17 protein-coding genes and 1 pseudogene are annotated in these 17,783 nt (G+C 72.5%); 11 read left to right on the top strand and 7 right to left on the bottom strand.

Translation table 11 applies throughout. The features are described 5' to 3' along the window. The first annotated feature begins 1,228 nt into the window (after positions 1–1,228). Positions 1,229–2,485 (top strand): MFS transporter, encoded by a 1,257-nt coding sequence (locus ACFC1F_RS37245; protein ID WP_376165275.1) that lies wholly within the window; start codon positions 1,229–1,231, stop codon positions 2,483–2,485. Between the two features lie 274 nt (positions 2,486–2,759). On the opposite strand, the gene ACFC1F_RS37240 is transcribed toward ACFC1F_RS37245, so the two are convergent. Then, on the bottom strand, positions 2,760–3,368 hold the full coding sequence (locus ACFC1F_RS37240; RefSeq protein ID WP_376165279.1) for a TOPRIM nucleotidyl transferase/hydrolase domain-containing protein: 609 nt from the start codon (positions 3,366–3,368) through the stop codon (positions 2,760–2,762). A 358-nt stretch (positions 3,369–3,726) separates the two neighbouring features. On the opposite strand from ACFC1F_RS37240, the gene ACFC1F_RS37235 reads away from it, so the two are divergent. Beyond that, positions 3,727–4,059 carry a hypothetical protein gene (locus tag ACFC1F_RS37235; protein ID WP_376165273.1) on the top strand — a complete coding sequence of 111 codons (333 nt, stop codon included), beginning with the start codon at positions 3,727–3,729 and terminating at the stop codon, positions 4,057–4,059. Between the two features lie 225 nt (positions 4,060–4,284). Here ACFC1F_RS37235 and ACFC1F_RS37230 read toward each other — a convergent pair whose 3' ends face one another. Together ACFC1F_RS37230 and ACFC1F_RS37225 are read right to left on the bottom strand one after the other, a co-directional pair. Continuing rightward, a complete protein-coding gene (locus ACFC1F_RS37230; RefSeq protein ID WP_376165271.1) occupies positions 4,285–5,220 on the bottom strand; it encodes a LysR family transcriptional regulator in 936 nt (311 codons plus the stop codon). A 196-nt stretch (positions 5,221–5,416) separates the two neighbouring features. Next, positions 5,417–6,454, bottom strand: a complete 1,038-nt coding sequence (locus ACFC1F_RS37225; protein WP_376165269.1) for an LD-carboxypeptidase — start codon at positions 6,452–6,454, stop codon at positions 5,417–5,419. Between the two features lie 332 nt (positions 6,455–6,786). Here ACFC1F_RS37225 and ACFC1F_RS37220 point away from each other — a divergent pair, with 332 nt between their 5' ends. Next, positions 6,787–6,972 carry a hypothetical protein gene (locus ACFC1F_RS37220; protein ID WP_376165268.1) on the top strand — a complete coding sequence of 62 codons (186 nt, stop codon included), beginning with the start codon at positions 6,787–6,789 and terminating at the stop codon, positions 6,970–6,972. 80 nt (positions 6,973–7,052) lie between these two features. Here ACFC1F_RS37220 and ACFC1F_RS37215 read toward each other — a convergent pair whose 3' ends face one another. After that, a complete protein-coding gene (locus tag ACFC1F_RS37215; RefSeq protein ID WP_376165266.1) occupies positions 7,053–7,460 on the bottom strand; it encodes a hypothetical protein in 408 nt (135 codons plus the stop codon). Positions 7,461–7,752: 292 nt separating this feature from the next. Here ACFC1F_RS37215 and ACFC1F_RS37210 point away from each other — a divergent pair, with 292 nt between their 5' ends. The 4 genes and pseudogenes from ACFC1F_RS37210 to ACFC1F_RS37195 all read left to right on the top strand — a co-directional run bounded on the left by ACFC1F_RS37210 (position 7,753) and on the right by ACFC1F_RS37195 (position 11,216). After that, positions 7,753–8,220: a hypothetical protein gene (locus tag ACFC1F_RS37210; protein WP_376165264.1), complete on the top strand. Its 468-nt coding sequence runs from the start codon at positions 7,753–7,755 to the stop codon at positions 8,218–8,220. A gap of 81 nt (positions 8,221–8,301) precedes the next feature. Further along, positions 8,302–9,105, top strand: a pseudogene (locus ACFC1F_RS37205) (IS5 family transposase). A gap of 565 nt (positions 9,106–9,670) precedes the next feature. Next, positions 9,671–10,918 (top strand): MFS transporter, encoded by a 1,248-nt coding sequence (locus ACFC1F_RS37200; protein WP_376165277.1) that lies wholly within the window; start codon positions 9,671–9,673, stop codon positions 10,916–10,918. A 61-nt stretch (positions 10,919–10,979) separates the two neighbouring features. Continuing rightward, the gene (locus ACFC1F_RS37195; RefSeq protein WP_376165262.1) at positions 10,980–11,216 is read left to right on the top strand and encodes a hypothetical protein; all 237 of its coding nucleotides are present in this window, start codon (positions 10,980–10,982) and stop codon (positions 11,214–11,216) included. A gap of 260 nt (positions 11,217–11,476) precedes the next feature. On the opposite strand, the gene ACFC1F_RS37190 is transcribed toward ACFC1F_RS37195, so the two are convergent. Continuing rightward, positions 11,477–12,346, bottom strand: a complete 870-nt coding sequence (locus ACFC1F_RS37190) for an alpha/beta fold hydrolase (RefSeq protein ID WP_376165260.1) — start codon at positions 12,344–12,346, stop codon at positions 11,477–11,479. Positions 12,347–12,414: 68 nt separating this feature from the next. Between ACFC1F_RS37190 and ACFC1F_RS37185 the strand changes: the two genes are divergently transcribed. Then, entirely contained in the window at positions 12,415–13,110 is a 696-nt protein-coding gene (locus tag ACFC1F_RS37185; protein WP_376165258.1) for a FadR/GntR family transcriptional regulator, read from the top strand. A 250-nt stretch (positions 13,111–13,360) separates the two neighbouring features. Here ACFC1F_RS37185 and ACFC1F_RS37180 read toward each other — a convergent pair whose 3' ends face one another. Continuing rightward, the gene (locus ACFC1F_RS37180; protein ID WP_376165256.1) at positions 13,361–13,603 is read right to left on the bottom strand and encodes a hypothetical protein; all 243 of its coding nucleotides are present in this window, start codon (positions 13,601–13,603) and stop codon (positions 13,361–13,363) included. Between the two features lie 917 nt (positions 13,604–14,520). Here ACFC1F_RS37180 and ACFC1F_RS37175 point away from each other — a divergent pair. Continuing rightward, positions 14,521–14,763, top strand: coding sequence for a hypothetical protein (locus ACFC1F_RS37175; protein WP_376165254.1), 243 nt, complete (start codon positions 14,521–14,523; stop codon positions 14,761–14,763). Beyond that, on the top strand, positions 14,760–15,221 hold the full coding sequence (locus tag ACFC1F_RS37170) for a PIN domain-containing protein (RefSeq protein WP_307853561.1): 462 nt from the start codon (positions 14,760–14,762) through the stop codon (positions 15,219–15,221). Before ACFC1F_RS37175 ends, ACFC1F_RS37170 begins: the two co-directional genes overlap by 4 nt. A gap of 269 nt (positions 15,222–15,490) precedes the next feature. Here ACFC1F_RS37170 and ACFC1F_RS37165 read toward each other — a convergent pair whose 3' ends face one another. Continuing rightward, positions 15,491–17,059, bottom strand: a complete 1,569-nt coding sequence (locus ACFC1F_RS37165; protein ID WP_376165252.1) for an FAD-dependent monooxygenase — start codon at positions 17,057–17,059, stop codon at positions 15,491–15,493. A gap of 80 nt (positions 17,060–17,139) precedes the next feature. Here ACFC1F_RS37165 and ACFC1F_RS37160 point away from each other — a divergent pair, with 80 nt between their 5' ends. After that, on the top strand, positions 17,140–17,679 hold the full coding sequence (locus ACFC1F_RS37160; protein WP_376165250.1) for a CGNR zinc finger domain-containing protein: 540 nt from the start codon (positions 17,140–17,142) through the stop codon (positions 17,677–17,679). Positions 17,680–17,783: the final 104 nt, after the last annotated feature.

Below are 17,783 nucleotides of genomic sequence, written 5' to 3'. Positions count from 1 at the left end.
CGCACAACTCGCGCGCCCGATAATCGCATACCTGTGCAAAATTCTGAAGCTTGATCTTCAGCATGTGCCGACCCGGACGCAAAGGCGGCAGGTCCAGCGGCGAAAAAGATTCTGATCGGTGTACGTGCCATTTCGCGGGCCGGTCGGCGGGTCCCGGGCCGCAGCTCGGACACCCGGACACCCGGACACCCCGACACCCGCGGCCGGGGCTGTGTGCCTGTCGCGGTCACCGGGCCGGTCCCCAGCGTCCTCGGCCCCGGCCCCGCGCCTGCACCGCCGACCGGGTCCCGTCGGCGCTGGCGTTTCTGATGCGGTTTCCGGCCGTGGCGCCGGGCGCGCTCTGCCGATGGCGCCGGTGGCGGATCCGGGTGCGGGCCCCGCCGGTAGCGCGCCCGGGAGGGTGTGACGGTCCGCCGGTCACGGACGGCGGGCCGTCACGTGGGAATCGGGTCGTTCACACGGCCGTGTCCGCTGTCCGCCGCGAGGGCGGCGGGCCGGCGGGTCTGGTCGCGTTCCCCCCAGGGTCTGATGCGGGCATGAACGTCCCCTGGGCCTGCCGAGGCGCCGGACGGGTACGGGTGTTGGTCGTCCCGGGCAAGTCGCCATTGTGTGACAGCCCGTCTGGGTGAACCCTGTACGCCCTCTGGATGACCCGACGGCACCGCCCGGAGCGCCGGGGCCCTCCTGCACGGCCCGGGGGATCGGGCGGCCTCACCCCCGTCCTGGCGCGCGCGTGGTCGTGCCCGCGTCCGTGCCCGGCCGGCATGGCCGACGCAGCGTCGGCGGCGAGGTTCCAGCGGAGTTCGCTGGAGACCCATTCGGCGGCGTAGGGGCAGTGGACGGGCCTGCGAGCGATGGGAGCCCCTCGGCGCGGTGGGACTTGTGGCGGTGGCGGTGGCGGTGGCGGTGACGAGGGGGAGGGGCGATCCCTGGTCGTTGGCGCAGGCCCTGCGGCGCTGCGGGGTCCACGCGTAGTCGCCGACTGGTGGGAGGCGTGCGTGGTTGTGTGCCGTTGCCCCGGCGGGTGCTGACACGGCGGGAGGGGCACCGCCCCGACGCACCTGCCGTCCGTCGAGAAGCAGCCCAGTCCGGTCCGGTCGCCCGCTCCGTCGGCCCAGCCGCGAACGGGACGGCCCGGACGTCGAGGTCGGATTCACGCCAGACCAACCCCCTGCCCGCTTGGTGGACTTCGTGGCGACACCCACCATCCACGGACAGGACCTCCGGCATGGCCGACACCGCCCTCCACCCCGCTCCGCGCCCACCCGGCCACGGCCCTCGCCGCCCGTACGTCCCGGGGCGGAGCGGTGGTTGGCCCGCCGTACTGGCTGTCACCACGGGTGTGTTCTCCATCGTCACCACCGAGATCCTTCCGATCGGCCTGCTGACCCCGATCGGCGCGACCTTCCGGATCTCCGACGGCACCGCCGGGCTGATGATGACGCTCCCGGGCATCGTCGCCGCCGTCGCCGCACCGGTGGTGACCGTGGCGACCAGGCGCGCCGACCGGCGGACCATGCTCTGCGCCCTGGTGCTGCTCCTGATCCTGGCGGATCTCCTCAACGCCTTCGCCCCCGCCTACTGGGCCGTGCTGACCGCCAGGGTCACCCTCGGCCTGGTCATCGGGGCCTTCTGGTCGATCGGCTCGGGGCTCGTCGCACGGCTCGTCCCGGAGCACCGGCAGGGCCGGGCCACCACCCTCTTCTTCACGGCTGTCCCGCTCGGCTCGGTCCTCGGCGTACCGGCGGGCGTGTTCCTCGGCTCGCTCGCCGGCTGGCGCGCCGCCTTCCTCGTCATGGCTGCGCTGAGCCTGCTGACCCTGGCCGCCCTGCTGGTGTCGCTTCCACCGCTCCCCCCGCTGACCAGCACCGGCCTGGGCGTGCTGCGTGGGCTGCTCGCCGGTCGGGGCACCCGGACCGGCCTCGTCGTGACGTTCCTGATCGTGCTGGCCCACTTCGGCAGCTACACCTACGTCACCCCGTTCCTCGAGGCCACCGCCCACGCCGGCCCTGGCCTGGTCACCGGCCTCCTGCTCGTGTACGGCGCCGCCGGACTGCTCGGCAACGTGCTTGCCGGAGGCCGCGCGGCAGGCGCCCTCCGCCCGGTCTTCGGCACGGCCGCCGTGCTGATCGCCGCCGCGACCCTGCTGCTGCCCCTGCTCGGCACCGGCGCTCCGGGCGCCGCCGTCCTGCTGACGCTCTGGGGCGCGGCGTACGGCGCCGTACCGGCGTGCTCCCTCACCTGGTTCCTCACCGCGGCCCCGCACGCCCCGGAGGCGGCCGGCGTGCTGTTCACCTCGTCCTTCCAGGCGACCCTGTCGATCGGTGCCCTGACCGGCGGCCTCGTGGTGGACCGCGCTTCCCCCGCCACCGTCATGGTGCTGGGGGGCGTCGTCGCCCTCCTCGCTGCCGCCACCGTGCGGGGGTACGGCCACCGGGTCCGGCCCGAGCCGGCAGCCGGCTCGGAGCCCGGGGCTCGCCCCTGATGCCGAACGGGCACGCCTTGGCCGGGAACGCTGTCCGGACCGGCTGAGACCGGCTGAGACCGGCGGTGCGGAGCCGGGCCCGGGGTCCGCTTCCCGGCACGCGGGTGACGGGCTGGGTGGTCCCGGAGCGCCGGGCGGCGCCCTGGGCCAGGACTACCGGCGCCGGCAGCCCCGAAGCGGCAAGGTCACCGGGTGGCGGCGCGCCCGCCGTCCCTCGGGCGGTCGTGCCGCGCCTGGCCGCCCCGTGGGTGGCGGGTGTCGGCCGGGGTTCCGGTTACAGGTGTGCGAGCAGGTTGTGGAGGGGGGCGGGTACCTGCCCGGGTTCGAGGGCGTCGGTCAGGAGGTGGCCGTAGCGGATCTTGCGGCCTTTCTTCGTGCCGAGGAAGCGTCGCATCTGCCGGTGCGGGGGTCGGTCCTGTTGCGCGGGCTGGCGTGTGAAGGCCTGCCAGGCGGGCAGGTCGCCCTCGGTCCGGACGATCTCCTCGGCCCGGGGTACGCCCAGGGCGCGGATCAGTTCGTCCTCCAGGTCCGCCACGCAGACGAAGAAGCCCTGGCGTGGTGCGCCGGCCCGTTCGAGGCCGCGGTCGTAGAAGGACTGTTCGTTCTCGTCGCAGAGTCCGGCCAGGCGCAGGCCCAGCCCGGGCGGTCCGAGGAGGGCGGCGTAGCGGGCGATGTTCATGGCCCCGCCCATGGAGATGACGCACACTCCTTCGGCGGGCAGGTCGCGGCCGTGGCGGGTGGCGAGTGTCTCGACGGCAGCGAGGTCGCTGGGTCCTTCGACCAGTACGGCGGTATGCACGCGCAGTCGTGCGGCCAGTTCGCCCGCCGGCGCGCCGGGGCCGCCCGCGGCCCAGCCGGTGACCGTGTCCCGCAATGTCTGCATGTCCGTCACGGGGTGATTGTGCTCCCGTCTGCCCGTGCGGGGCACGGGCTTTTTTGCCGGCCGCGTCCGGGCCGCGTCCGGGCCGTGCCCCGGCCGTGCCCCGGCCGTGTCCGGGCGGGGCTGCGGGCGGGGGCAGGAGCGGCTGCGGCCGCGCGGGAGCCCCGGCCGCCCGTGCCGGGAGTCCCGGTGGTCCTTGCCGGGGTGCCGGTGGCGAGGCCCGGCAGGAGAGGACGCGGGACGTCCGCCGCTGCTTCGGGCCCTGTCCGCGGGTGTCCTTCCGTGCGGGCCGCCCGGTGCCCGGCGGCGGCTGCTTCGGAAGAGTGTCGCGCTCGGGGCGCCCTGCTCGTAGGCTGGCCGGATGTCGAGTCGTTCGAGCGTGTCGGTGTGCCCCGGTCGTGAACTCGCCTACCCGGCGGCCTTGCAACGCCTTGCGGGGATGGGCGCGATCCCGCTGGTGTGTGTTGGGTGCGGATGCGGCGCCACCCACCTTGTGGTGGTCTCGCCCGAGGGCGCCGAGGTCGTCGCTTCAGGGGGCGGCTACCTGCGCGCCCGGTACGAGGCGCTCGGTTGGCCGGCCGCGACCGTGTGCGGCGAGGGCGGCGCCTTCCGCTACCACCTGGTGCCGGGCGCCGACCGCTCGTTGCTGGACGGCTTCCTGGGGTCCGTGGCCTCCCGCGCCCCCGGCGCCTGAGCCGTCCGTGCCCCGCGCTCCCAGTGCGGCCTGCGTCGGAACCGCGGGGCAGGAGGGCAGGGTGACGATGGCGAAAGGGTGGCCGGCTCGGCGCTCGTAGCGCCGGTTGGGCCCATGGAAGGCTCCGGCCGCAAGGGCGTTGGGCCACCCGGCGGTGACGCCCCGCCCGCCGGCCCGGGTTCGCTGCCCGCGGGGTGACGCGGGCGGCGAATTCGCGGGGGGTGTTCAGCGCGCGTTCGTCCAGGGTGGTGTCCAGGTGCCGGGGGTGTCGTGGCCGGGGGCGGTGGCGGTGAGGTGGGCGCGCAGGGAGGCCAGGGCGGGGTGGGGGTTGTCGCGGTGCCACAGGAGGGAGTGCGGGTAGACGGGGACGGGGTCGGTGACCGGGATGCGGCGCAGGTCGTGGCCGGCGGGCCAGACGAGGCGGGTGTGCTCGCCCATGAAGGTGGCCAGGGCCGGGGTGTCGGCGACGGTGTCCAGGAGGGCGTCGGAGCCGAAGTTGGGGCCGGTGGTCTCGATCGTGAGGCCGAACTCGGCGGCGAGGTCGTCGTAGTAGGCGCCCCACTCGGTGCCGGGGGCGATGCCGGGCATCCAGATCCGGTGGCCGGCGAGCTGGGCGGGGGTCACCGACTTGGCGTTCGCCAGGGCGTGGGCGGGGCCGGTGAGGAGGTGGAGCGGTTCGTCGAGGACCCGGACGGACTCGACGTCCCCGGGCAGGGGCCGGCCGGGCGCGGTGACGGCGCGAAAGGACGCGTCGAGTGTGCCGGAGCGGATCGCGGTGACGGCCGTGTCGATGTCGAGGAGCATCAGCACGTCGAGGTCGGTCTGCGGGTGGGCGTGGTGGAAGCCGCGCAGCAGGCCGGACTGCGCGCCGCGTGAGTTGATCACGTCGACGCGCAGCGGGCGGCGGGTGGAGCGTACGGACGCGGCCGCGCGTTCGGCGGCGCGCAGCAGTTCGCGGGCGTGGGGCAGGAACGCCTGTCCGTCGATGGTGAGCTCGGCGCCGCGCGGGGTGCGGGTGAACAGCCGTACGCCGAGGTCGCGTTCCAGGGCGGCGACGCGTTTGGAGACGGCCTGCTGGGTGAGGGACAGGTCGGCGGCGGCCTTCTGGAACTGGCCAGCCCGGGCGATGGCGGCGAAGGTGCGCACTGCTTCGAGGTCCATGTCGGCTCACCCTAGTGCTGTGACCGCGTGCGTTCACCGGGCCGGTGATCCCTGACGTCGGGAGCCGGGCCTCTGGCTCAACACGTGCCACCGGGTGTTCACGGCCCTCCTGACGGGCCGGACAGGCGAGTTCGGGGTTGGCGGCTGTCGAGGCGTGAGTCGGCCCCCGGGAGGGGTACTGCCGGGGGCCGTCGGCTCACTGATCCGCGGTGCTCGGCGTGATGGGTCCCGTCATCGTGTGGGGCACTACCGCCGGTTCGAGCAGTGACAACGTCCGCTGCTGCGCATCGAGGCCGGCACGGATGCCGACCGGCATCGGCAGATTCGGGCCGGCATGGCCGAACTCGACGTTGCCCAGGACCGGGATGTCCCGGTCGCCGAGGACGTCGAGGACGATCTCGGGCAGGGTCGGGGACGCGCCGGGCCCGAGTCCGCTGATCTCGTGCGGAACGCCCACGACCATGCCGGAGATCCGGTCGAGGATGCCGCAGTGGCGCAGCACCTGCAGATAGCTCCACAGGTGCGATGCCAGGCCGCCCGTCTCCTCCCAGAACAGCACCGCACCGTCGAACCGTTCGAGCGGCAGCGCGAAGGGCGTCGCCTGCGCCAGCACGATGCGATTGATCACCCCGCCGATCAGCGGGCCTTCGGCACGGCCGGGACGCCAGCACTCCCACAACGGGCTCGCAGGCAGTGCACCGATCGCCTCGGTGCCGGTCAGCAACCCGGAGTAGAGGTTCTCGAGTTCTGCCCGGCGCGCCACGGGCGCAGCCTGCCAGTGTCCGCCGAAGCCGGGGACGGCCATGTCGGCGTGGAACCCGACCAGACCCGTGCGTGCGTAGAGCACCAGATGCAGCAGCGAGATGTCGCTGTAGCCGAGGATCGGCTTGGGGTCGGCCCTGATCGCCTCGACGTCGATCAGGTCGAGGTAGCCGAGCGCCGTCTGGCCGCCGTCACTCGCGGCGATCGCGCGCACCTCGGGATCGCGCAGAAGACCGTTGAGCTCCGCGGCGATCTCCGCCGGCCTGGCCGCGCTCCACCAGTGGCGGCGTCCCGCCTGGAGCAGCGGAGCCCGGCGCACGCGGAATCCCATCCGCTCGAGCACGACCACCGTCTGCTCGACGTTGGGCTCGTGAGCGGCCGCCAGCGGACCGGACAGCGAGGCGATGACGACGAGATCTCCGGGCCTCAGGGCGCGCGGTCGAAGCAGTCGTGGCAGAGCGGAACCAGTCATGGCGTCAGTGTCGCCGGTGCGGTGGGGAGGGTCACGCGACTTTCGCCGGTCGTCCGCCCCGGTGCGGGTCCTTGCGGCAGGTCACCCCCGCCAACTCCCACCACCCCGACCACCCGGTCCGGCCCCGCGCACTGCACTCCGCGACGCAGGGCCGTCCTGCCGTTGCGGGCGGAGGGGTTGTCCAGGATCCCATGCCCCGGGGCGCCGTCCAGTCGGGCGGCCCGGACCGAGCGGGGCGCGGCGAGGGTGTTCGTGGTGCCCTTGCGGCGGCGGTCGACGCCCCGAGGGGTGTCGCCGCCGACCGAGGAGCAGCCGGGGGAGCGACGCCGCAGGTGCGCAGCGCCGCGATGCGCGGCCGGGTCGCGATGCCGGAGCGGCTCCGCGTCGACCGGCAGCTCGAAGATGCCGTGATCCAGAGCCCGGGCCCGTTCCACCTCGCCGGGGTCTTCGGGCTCGACGAGAAGAGCGCCGTGCGTTTGCGCGGACTCGGCGCGGGCGCTGTTGCAGCAGGCCGCTGAGCGGTGACTTCGGTGAATCCCGCTCGACCGGTTTGCGTCATCGCGGGGGTGAGCAGGCCGTCACGGTCGAATCAGTCGGATCAACAGCCGGGCCCGACGGGCGCGGACGATGTGAGGGCGAGCGCGGCGGTCCGCAGCTCGGCGGCCCACGTCTGCTGGTCAAGACTCAAGGTGTACTCAAGGCAGCACACGCATTGCGGGATCAGCTCGACGAATGATCGCTCCTCCGCGGTTTCGGCCTCCGTCTCCCACCAGTCGTCCGTCGTCAGGTCGGCGGGACCGACCTCTCCAGCGACGAGCCTCGCCGCGAGCCGGCGCAAGGCGTGGCGCCGTGCCAGCCGCGGATCGGGCAGTTCGATCCCGGACTCGGAGAGTGCTTGCTCGAACGCGGTGCGGATGTCGTGGGCGTCCGCGGTGCGCGGCCAGCCGGCGAGCTCGCACAGCGTCGGGGTGTCCAGCCCGGCCGCGAGCGCCTCAGCAGCGATCATCGGCAGGTCCTCCGGGCGGACCTCGTCCGCCCGGTAGCGGCACGCCACCTCGGCCAGGGCCGTGAGGCCGCTGTGTGTCGGTGCATCCGGTTCCGGTGTCGTTCCTGCTGGTTTCATGGCTCCTACGATGCCAGCACCGTTCCCGAGAAGGCTGCCCCGGGGGGCGGGGGCCTGGTCGGTGCCTACCGGCGTGTTCGCTAACTGGCGGTTTCAAAATGATCTGCAGCTGCAGTCAAGGAAGATCATGATGTGAGAGCACACTGATCCTCGCAAGCGAACGGAGCCCGCATCGATGGCAAGGTCCCCTGGCGCATTTCAGTCGATCACCTTCGCGGCCTGGCGTGACCGTTTTCCTGGGCAGGACCGCGCCTCCAATCGGTACTACGTCACGCTGGCGGAACTACTCGTGCGCCTCGGGAGCTTTGGGCTCGGTCTCACTTGGAAGGTGCGGATCGACGATGCTCGACTGGTCACCAGGTTTGCCGAGATCGAGAAGGCTTCCTCCGGTGCCGGGATCGGCACCCTGGAGCTACTGGCCCTGGTCGCGCCGGATCTTCAGTTTGTTGACGGGGACTTCGCGGGGTATGCAGGGGACGAGCTGAGGGTGGTGCTGCGGGAGTTCGACAGCACGAGTTGGGATCTCTGCACCGCAGATGCCTCGGTAGTCCGGGAGATCCGCCAGCACTACCCGGATGCGGTGCCGACTCCTGAGGATGTTCTCCAGGAGATCCCCTGGCCGACCACCCGGCGGGAGATGTGATCCAACGCTTCCACTGATCGTTTCTGGGTGAGCTGAACTGCGGGTCTTGCGCTCGGCGATCTTGGTCTGCAGGGTGTCCAGGTGCGCGCCGATCTTGTTCCGGACGACCTGTGGGAGCGGGTGGCTCCGCTGCTGCCACCTTCTCCCGGACGACTTCGCATCCCGGACGACTTCGCATCCCGGACAGGGCGGCTCTCGCCGGCATCGTGTACGTGCTGCGGACCGGCGTTGCCTGGCGCGACGTCCCTACCGAGATCGTGGGCTGCTCCGGCGTCACGGCCTGGCGCCGGCTGCGGGACCGGACCGAAGCGGGCGTCTGGCCCCGCCTGCACGCCGCCCTGCTGACCGAACTACGCCGCGCGGACTCGCTGGACCTGGACGACTGCGCCGTGGACGGCTCGCATGTCCGGGCCCTCAAAGGGGGGACCATGTCGGCCCCTCGCCCGTCGACCGCGCCCGTCCCGGTTCCAAGCACCACCTGATCGTCGACAGCCACGGAACCCCGCTCGCTGTCACGCTCACCGGCGGCAACCGCCACGACTTCACCGAGCTCCTGCCGCTTCTCGACGCGATCCCGTCGATCCGGGGCCTACGGGGACGCCCCCGGCGCAAGCCTCGGCGCCTCTACGCCGACCGTGGCTACGACTTCGACAAGTACCGCCGCCTGTTGTGGAAGCGCGGCATCAAACCGTTGATCGCCCGACGCGGCGTTGCCCACGGTTCCGGACTGGGCATGGTGCGCTGGGTCGTCGAGCGTGCGTTCGCCCGGCTGCACCAGTTCAAGCGAGTCCGCATCCGCTACGAGCGACCGCCGACCTCCACCAGGGTCTCCTCGAACTCGCCTGCAGCATCATCTGCCTGCGACGACTCCGGGCGGCATTCTGAAACGATCAGTAAAGCTCCAAGGCCGGCCCCGCGCATACACGACCTACGACTCTCGGGTTTTCGCTGATGATCATTCAGTTTCCTTTAACCCGAAGGCCTTTGAGGGTTCGGCCTGGCCGGGGTGGTCTGGTTGATCCGGTGGATCGGGCTCCGCACGGTGTTCTTGCGGGCCCGGTCCGGTTGGGCGTCCGCCGGAGTCCGGTTGCTGCGGGCTGGGGCCGTCGTCGCCGGCCGGTAGCACACGGTGTTCGTGCTGTGTCGGTGCACGATCGCCCTGTCATTGCTGCGTCTGGTGGTCCGTGGGCCTGCGGGCCCTGACCCTCTGTGTCGGCGTGTCTCGGCCGGGCGGGTGGGAGCGCCCCGTGACGTCCGGACGGTTCGTGGCCCGCCTGCGTGGACCCGGTGGACGTTCCCGGTCGCGGCGGTGACGATGAACAACTCGAGGTTGTGTCTGGTGGGCATGCTGGTTGTTTGACCTGCTGTTGTGCCGCCCGGTTAGCTCTCACCGGTCAACTGGCTTGTACGGCCGGGGGTGTTGGAGGGGAGTGCTGCAGGCATGGCGGGTATGGCGGGCGGGAAGGCGTTGGGGCCGGGGTTCGGCCGGTTCTGGGCGGCGTACGCGGTGAGTGCGTACGGGTCCGCACTGGGGTTCGGGGCGTTACCGTTGATCGCGGTGCTGGTGCTGCACGCGGGTCCGGCCGAGGTGTCCGCGTTGTCCGCGGCGGGGCCGGCGGTGGGTGCGCTGGTCGCGGTGCCGCTCGGGCCGTGGGTGGAGTTCCGGCGCAAGCGCCCGGTCATGATCGGGATGGACCTGGCCCGGTGCGCGGCCCTGGCGACCATCCCGCTTGCTTATGCCGCGGGCCGGCTCGGGTTGGTCCAGCTGTTCGTGGTCTCGGTGGTGGTCGCCGCGGCCAGGATCGCGTCCGGTGCGGCCGGCGGCGCCTACCTCAAGGCCCTGGTGCCGCCGGAGGACCTGCTCGTGGCCAACGCGCGGCTGGAGTCCACGAACTGGAGCTCGATCGCGGTGGGGCCGCCGCTGGGCGGGGCGGCGGTCGGCGTGTTCGGGCCGGTCGTCACTGTCGTGGCCGACGCACTCAGCTACCTGCTGTCCGCGCTGGGCGTCGCCGCGATCGGAGGCCGGGAGCAGGCGCCGGTGCGGCCGGCCGGGAAGGGCCCGCTGCGGGCGGGCGCACTGCTCGACGGTTGGCGGCACATCATGGGCGACCGGGGCCTGCGCGCGCTCTGCCTCAACACGATGCTCGTCTCCGGCCTGATCATGGCGACCGAGCCGGTGCTGGCGGTGCTCCTGCTCGGCCGGCTCGGCTTCGCGCCCTGGCAGTACGGGCTCGCCTTCGCCGTGCCCTGTCTCGGCGGGCTCGTCGGATCCCGGCTGGCGCCCCGGGTCGTGGCCCGCTACGGCCGGGAGCGGGTCTTCCGGACCGTCGGCACCCTGCGCGCCGTCTGGCTGATCGGCCTGGCCTTCGTGCGTCCGGGTACCGTCGGGCTTGTCACCGTGATCGCCGTCGAGCTGGCGATCGTCATCAACATGAGCCTGTTCACCCCGGTGGTCGCCACCTACCGGCTCGAACGCACGCCCCAGCACCTCCTCGCCCGCACCTTGACGGCGTGGTCGATCAGCCAGCAGGCGTCCATCGCCGCCCTCACCGCGCTCGGCGGACTGCTCGCCGCCGCCACCGGCCCGCGCACCGTCCTCGTGGCCGCGGGACTACTGGTCCTGGCCAGCCCGCTCCTGCTTCCCCGGCCCGGCCGGTCACCCCGGCCCGAGCCACAACCGGCCCCCGGCCACGCCTGATGCGCCGCCGCCACCCGCCGCCGCACACCGCCACCCGCCGCCGGCCCGCATGCGCACGCCCGTGCCCGCGTCCACGTCCCTGCCGGACGACCACCACTGCCTGGGCGTCGAGGCGCTGAACGCCGCCCGGATCCTGATCATCTCCCCGCTGGTCCTTGCCGAACTGGACCGCCTGCTGACCGTGCGGGCCGGGGAGAGCGAGGCGGTGAACGCCGTCACCCGCCTCGGCGCGCTCGCCGGGCAGGGCCGTGTGCAGTTCCCGCACGTCGACCGGCCGCTGCTCACTGAGTCCGACTAACTGATGAACCGTCATAGGCGCCTGGCGCTCGGTATGTTCGATGGGGCGTGCTGGAGTTCGCCGCGGGGCCCGGTGGATCGGTGGGGGTGTCGAGGTCGATGGCGCGTTTGCAGAGCTCGGCTTTGGTGGGCCGCTCCATCTGGCAGGTGGTGCGATCCTGGGGTGCCAGGCTGTGTGAGGGCGTTGAGGCGCTGCTCGGCTGGGGTGCCGGTGACGGTTCCGTTGCCTGTTGGTGGGGCAATGCGCTACGGGCTGCGGTGTCAGGGCCGGCGGGTGCGGTCTAGGTGGCGGGCGAGGGCGGCTGCGAACTCGGCGGGGTGGCTGAGGTGGGGCGCGTGGCCGGCGCCGGTGATGGTGTGGACGGTGGCGGCGGGCAGGCGTTCGGCGAGGAGCTCGGTGATCCGGCGAACGGCGGGCGGGCCGTTGGTGCCCACCGTGAGGGTGATCGGGACGGGGCCGGAGGCCAGCGCGTTGAGATCCAGCGCGTAGTGGTCGGGGTCGCGGAACTGGTCCAGGAACGTACGGGCGTTGGCCGCGAGCATGGTGCGCTGCGGTCCGTCGAACAGTTCCTGCCAGTGCTCGCCGAAGGCGACCTTCTCCGCGAAGAGTGCGACGGCCTTGTCGGTGTGGCCCGCCTCGATGTGCTTGGCCACCGTGATGACGTGCGCGCGGGCCGCGTCGCGCATCGGTTCGCCGACGGGGTCGCCGGTGAGCAGGGGGAAGGCGGGCGGCTCGTGGGCCAGTACGCTGCGGACCAGTTCCGGGTGACGGGCGGCGGCCATGAGCGAGACGAGGGCACCGTAGGAGTGGCCCACCACGTGGGCACTGCCGCCGGAGAGCTCGGTGATCACTGAGACCAGGTCGCCGACGTGTTCGTGGATGACGGTCCGGCCTGGCGCGCTGCTGCCGGAGTGGCCGCGTCGGTCGTATCGGACGGCTGTGACGCCTGGCGGGAGCAGTGGGACGACGCCGTCCCAGCTGGTGTGGTCGTCGAAGGAGCCGTGAACGAACACCACCGGCGTCGTGGTCTGGTCCGCGTGCCAGCTCAGCTCGGTGCCGCCAGTCCGGAGGCGGCCGGAGCGGTGAACGGTGTTGGTGGTCGGGGGAGTTGCCCGGGTTGCGAGATCCATGCCGGGAAGGGAATCATGTCACCTGTCAGACAGTCAATCATTGACCCTCTGGTGATCTTGGAGAGCAGATGTTGAAGGTCGGGTCGAGTTCACGCGTCGAGCAGATCGTAGAAGCCGTGTTGGAGGAGATTGCCTCCGGGCGCTGGGGGGTGGGCGAGCGCGTACCGCCGGAGCCGGTGTTGATGGAACTGCTCGGCGTGGCGAGGAACACGATGCGGGAGGCGGTTCGGGCGCTGGCCCACGCCGGCGTGCTGGAGATCCGCCACGGGGACGGCGTCTACGTGCGGGCGCGCACCGACACGGAAGGCATCCTGCGGCGGCGCTTCGGTGCGGTGGACCTGCGCGACATCCTTGCCGCGCGCCGGGCCCTGGAGGTGGAAGCGGCGCGGGCGGCGGCCGAGCGTCGCACATCCGAGGACCTGGACCGGCTCGCAGACGCCTGGCATCGGCTCCACGGCGACGGCGTAGGGGAGGCCGACCGGGTCGCGGCCGGAGTCGCCTTCCACCGCGCGGTGCTGGAGGCATCGCACAACGTCGTCCTGATCGAGCTGTACCAGGGGCTGACCAGTGCGGTGGCCGAGAGCCTGCGGCGCTCGAACGCCCTCGGCGACCTGCCCGAGCCGCCGGTTCACCTGCATCGAGGCTTGTACGAGGCGATCCGCTCCGGTGATCCGGCCCGGGCGGCGGCAGAGGCGGCCAAGCCCCTCGACGCCATGATCGACGCGCTCGGAGCGAAGGCGACGAAGGCAGCGCGTATGGCTTAGAAAACCGACGTGGATCTGGTTGCTCTGCGATCCGGCACGTGACTTTGAGGCGTGGCAGGGCCAGAGGACGGTACGACCAGCGGATTCGGGACGGGGACGGGCGGCGGTGTTTGCACTTGCGGTCGCCCGGCGGGATGGTCGCCCAAGGTCGGTCGCGTCCAGGCCGTGGCCGGCCGGCAGCCTCGCGACCTCCTCGTCGGCGCCGGCCCGCTGGCCCTGGCAAGGAAGACCGCCGCGAGCTCGCGTCCGGTCAGATTCCCTGCTGGCGGAGCTTGGTGAGCGCGGTCCTCAGCGCCTGCTCTGCCCGATCCTGGACCTGTCGGACGTCTTCCCCCGGCTCGTCCTGGTTGACGACGACGGTCACGGCGACGGGGCCCCGGGTGCCCACCACGAAGGCGTAGAAGCGAGGCGCGGTGCCGGCGGACGGCGTTCCGGAGACCAGCTCACCGGTCTCGAAGTAGGCCTGGTCGGCGAGGTCGGCGAGTACGTTCAACGGGGGGACCTCGTGGGTTCCCGTGATGGTAGTGCCATTGTCCCCGACAGAGGTCGGGCACCGTGCGCTGTCCGACCTGGCTGTGGAAAGCTCCTGGTGCGCGGCGTCGGTGGTGCGGTACACGTCGACCATGGTCGAGCCATTGACCGCCGCCCCTGGGAAGGCGACGTACTTGACCTGCTGAGCCAGTAGCGAGGCCGGTGGCGAGGTATTTCGGTACCGGCAGGAGTCGTCCGCCCGCTGGTACTCCGGCTCGGGCCCCTCGTGTTCGACGGCCTCGTAGCCGGCGCCCCAATCAGCTGCGGTAAGGACGGTCGCCTCGGCAATCCCGCGGGCCTTCTCCGCAGCGGCCGTCGTGGGACCGGAAGGGGCCGGGCTGGCCGAGAAGAGTCCGGCGGGCCGTCCGCCTGAGCTGCCACACGCGGAGAGCAACAGGACCGACGTGCAGCACACCACGGCAACAGCAGTCGACCTGCGCCTCGAATCTCGGGTGATCACGGTAAATCACTACAGCACAGCAGTCCGTTCCTGTCGTGGCGACATGAGCGGGCAGTTGCGCGGGTGCGCCAGGGCGTGATGCGGGAGCACCGCGGTGCCGGCAGCGCACCACCACCTTGCGCTTCGCGCAGCCATGCGACCCCCGACCCGGTCAGCCGCTGCGGTACGACACCGCGCCCGCCCTCCCTGTCGTCGCCGGCGACGGACCCACCGCACGGATTCCGTCGGGGCTTGGTGGCGGAGCGGCGGGATGCGGCCCGGTGGGTCCCGGGTACGGCTACGCTGCCGGTGGTGCCTGCCGGCCCGGGACGCACATCCCCACGGCCGTCATCGGCGGGCACCGCCGCCAGGCACCTGGCACAGGCAGGAAGGGACGGAACCCGATGAGTCCGCAGAGCGAGCCGGCACAGCCGTCACGCATGGAGCAGCCGATCGTCGCGTCGGTGACGGTCTCGGGCACCGATGCCGCGCTGCTGCGCGAGCTCGCGGCGGTGCTGGGCCGCACGCCGGAGGCGCTGGCGTTGGAGTACGCCGCCGGCACTCTCAAGCTGCCGGCCGGCACGGTCGGGGACAGCGAGTTCGCCGACTGGGCGCTGTTCGACGGCCCTCACGACCTCGCCGAGCGCGCCGGGCAGGACCTGGCACACGGGTTCGGCCTGTGACGGCCGCCGCGCCGGTACTCGCGGTTGCGGACACGAGCGTGCTCCTCGCTGCGTTCAACGGCAAGGACGACCACCACCGCCTGGGCGTCGAGGCGCTGAACGCCGCCCGGATCCTGATCATCTCCCCGCTGGTCCTCGCCGAGCTGGACCACCTGCTGACCGTGCGGGCCGGGGAGAGCGAGGCGGTGAACGCCGTCACCCGCCTCGGCGCGCTCGCCGGACAGGGCCGTGTGCAGTTTCCGCACGTCGACCGGCCGCTGCTCGCTGAGGCCGAAGAACTGATGCGCCGCCACCAGGGCCAGGCGCTCGGCCTGGCGGACTGCGTCAACGCCGTTCTGGCCTGGCGCCTGATGCGGCCGGTCCTACTCTCCTTCGACCGCCACTACAGCACACTGCTGGCTCCCCGCCGCCCTGGTGAAAAGCCGTTCGAGGTCTACCCCGACCCTGCCCGCCGTTAGAAGAACTGCCGCCGCAAGGCCCCTCCCGACGACCGGCCCAGCCCGCCGGCCCCCGCCCGGGGTGGGGCCGACTCCCCCTCCCGGGCCGGCGGTGAGGTCGGTGGGACCTGCCTGGCCGGGACCTGAGCCGCGGGTCATCGGGCCGGTGCCGCAGGCCTCGGAAACCCGCTGGCCGGCGGGACTTCGTGCCGGGGGCCGTCCCGCCCCGGCCGCAGGGCCGGCCCGCCGCCCCGGCCGGGTTCTCCAGCGCCCCGGCCGGGGCGGGGTGGTCAGTGTGGGGTGGGTGGTGTGGAGAGTATTTGGTGGAGCGCGTGGAGGAGTGTGGCGTCGTCGGTGGGTGGGTGGGGTGCCTGCCAGGCGGTGTGGCCGTCGGGGCGGATGAGGACGGCTCCGGTGGCGGGGATGCCGAACAGGTCGGTCCACTGCGCGTGGGGTGCGGTGAGGGGGCGCAGTGTGAGGGGCAGGCCCGCGGCCGCGGCGGTGTCGTACTGGCGCTGCCAGGCGGCGGCCGAGGGGGTGAGCAGGGTGAACGTGGTGCCGAGGAGGTCCAGGGTGGAGGACGATCCGGGTGCCCCGGTCAGTGGCAGGTGTGGTGCGCGGGTGCCGGGGCCGCCGTGGCCGTGTTCGCGTGCGGGGTCCAGCGGCGGGCGGGCGGGGGTGTCGGGGTCGGTGAGGACGGCGGTGGAGCGGTAGGCGGCGGTGAGCAGCAGCTCGTCGTCGATCCGGTAGCCGCCGGCGGCACGGGAGTTGGCCAGGGACAGGTCGATGACCTGGCGGGCGAGGGGGCGGCGTTCGTCCTGGTAGGTGTCGAGGAGGGCCTCGCCGGCGGTGCCGGCGGTGACCGCGGCGAGTTTCCACGCCAGGTTGTCGGCGTCGCCGATGCCGGTGTTCATGCCGTGTCCGCCGGTCGGGGGGATCACGTGGGCGGCGTCGCCGGCGAGCAGGACCCGTGACCTGCGGTAGGAGTCGGCGAGCCGGGCGTCCGCTCGCCAGGTCATGGTGTCCTGGACGGCGACCTGGAGGTCCGGCAGGCCGGCGGCGTCGCGGACCAGCTCGGCGAGCCGGTGGTGGTCGCCCGCGAGGGCGGTGGTGTCGTCCTGTCGGGGGTCGAGGGGGTACTGGTAGATCCAGTGCCGGTCGTTGTCGACGGCGAGGAAGCCGCCGCGGCCCGGGGTGGTGAGGAAGTACGAGGCGCTGGCCCGGTCGGCCACGACCTCGCCCAGCGGCGCCTCGAAGCGGATGCTCAGGTAGTGGCCCAGGCCGGTGGGCCCGCTCATCGCGATCCCGGCGCCCGTGCGCACGGTGCTGGCCGCGCCGTCGCAGCCCACGAGCCAGTCGGCGTGCACCCACTGCCGTGTGCCGGTCGTCCGGTCCTCCAGCAGTGCGCGCACTCCCCGGTCGTCCTGGGTGAAGGAGAGCAGCCGGGCGGAGAAGGCGACATGGGCGGGCGCGAGTGTGCGGGCGTGCCGTGCGAGGACGGCTTCCAGTGCGTCCTGGGGGCAGATCAGGCCGGGGGAGGGGGTACGCCCGCCGCCTTCCTGCGGCGCGTGCCCGGGCCCGGTGCGCACGAAGTCGGGGTCGACCAGGCTGCGGCCGCGGTAGAAGAACACGTGCGAGGCCGGGAGCCCGGCCCGGCGCACCTCCTCCTCCAGGCCGCAGCGCCGCAGGATCTCCATTGAACGTGCCGACACCCCGCGCGCCTTGGGGTGGCGTGAGGTGCCCGGGCGGGCCTCCACCAGCAGGTGCTGCACACCGTGCCCGGACAACAGGACGGACAGGGCCAGGCCGACCGGGCCCCCTCCGACGACCAGCACGCACGTTGCATCCGGGAAACGCATGCCCACCCCACTTCGTAACGCCTAAACAGTGATTCCGACGTTACCATGGGAGTGACAGGCGATCAGAAAAGGACCACCCCATGACCGACGACCCCGCCGCCAACCCCCGCGGCCTGCACTTCATCACCGACCTCGCCAACACCCTCCACGACAACCCCCGGGCACAGGCCGCCGACCTCCAGGCCCTCCTCGAACACCACGGCGGACCACCCTTCCGCCTCACCGACACCGACGCCCGCGAACTACGCGAAGCCGCCCGCCACATCACCCGCATCCTCACCCTCCACGACGAGGACCAGGCCGCCGCCGCCATCAACACCCTCCTCGACCGCCACCCGCCCCACCCCCGCCTCGTCCGACTCCCCGGCCGCCCCTGGTCGCTGCACACCCAGGCACCCCCCACCGCCGGCCTCACCCACTGGCTCCTGTCCACCTGCGCCCTCGCCCTGGGCCTGTGGCTGAGCGAACGCGGCACCTGCGCCTGGGGACGCTGCGCCGCACCCGGCTGCGACCGCTTCTACATCGACACTGGCCGCCGCACACCACAACGCTTCTGCACCCCCCGCTGTGCCACCCGGGTGCGCGTCGCCGCCCACCGGGCCCGGAATGCCGAGGGATGACGGAAAGTCGGGCGTGTAAGGGACTTCGTGTAAGTCCCCTGTGGTCATTGGATGCTGAGCCGGTCCTCGAAGAAGAGTGAGAACTGGTTCAGGGCTTCCTTCCA

Source organism: Kitasatospora sp. NPDC056181 (genome assembly GCF_042266225.1).
Taxonomy (GTDB): domain Bacteria; phylum Actinomycetota; class Actinomycetes; order Streptomycetales; family Streptomycetaceae; genus Kitasatospora.
This window is presented reverse-complemented; position numbering and strand designations above follow the sequence as displayed.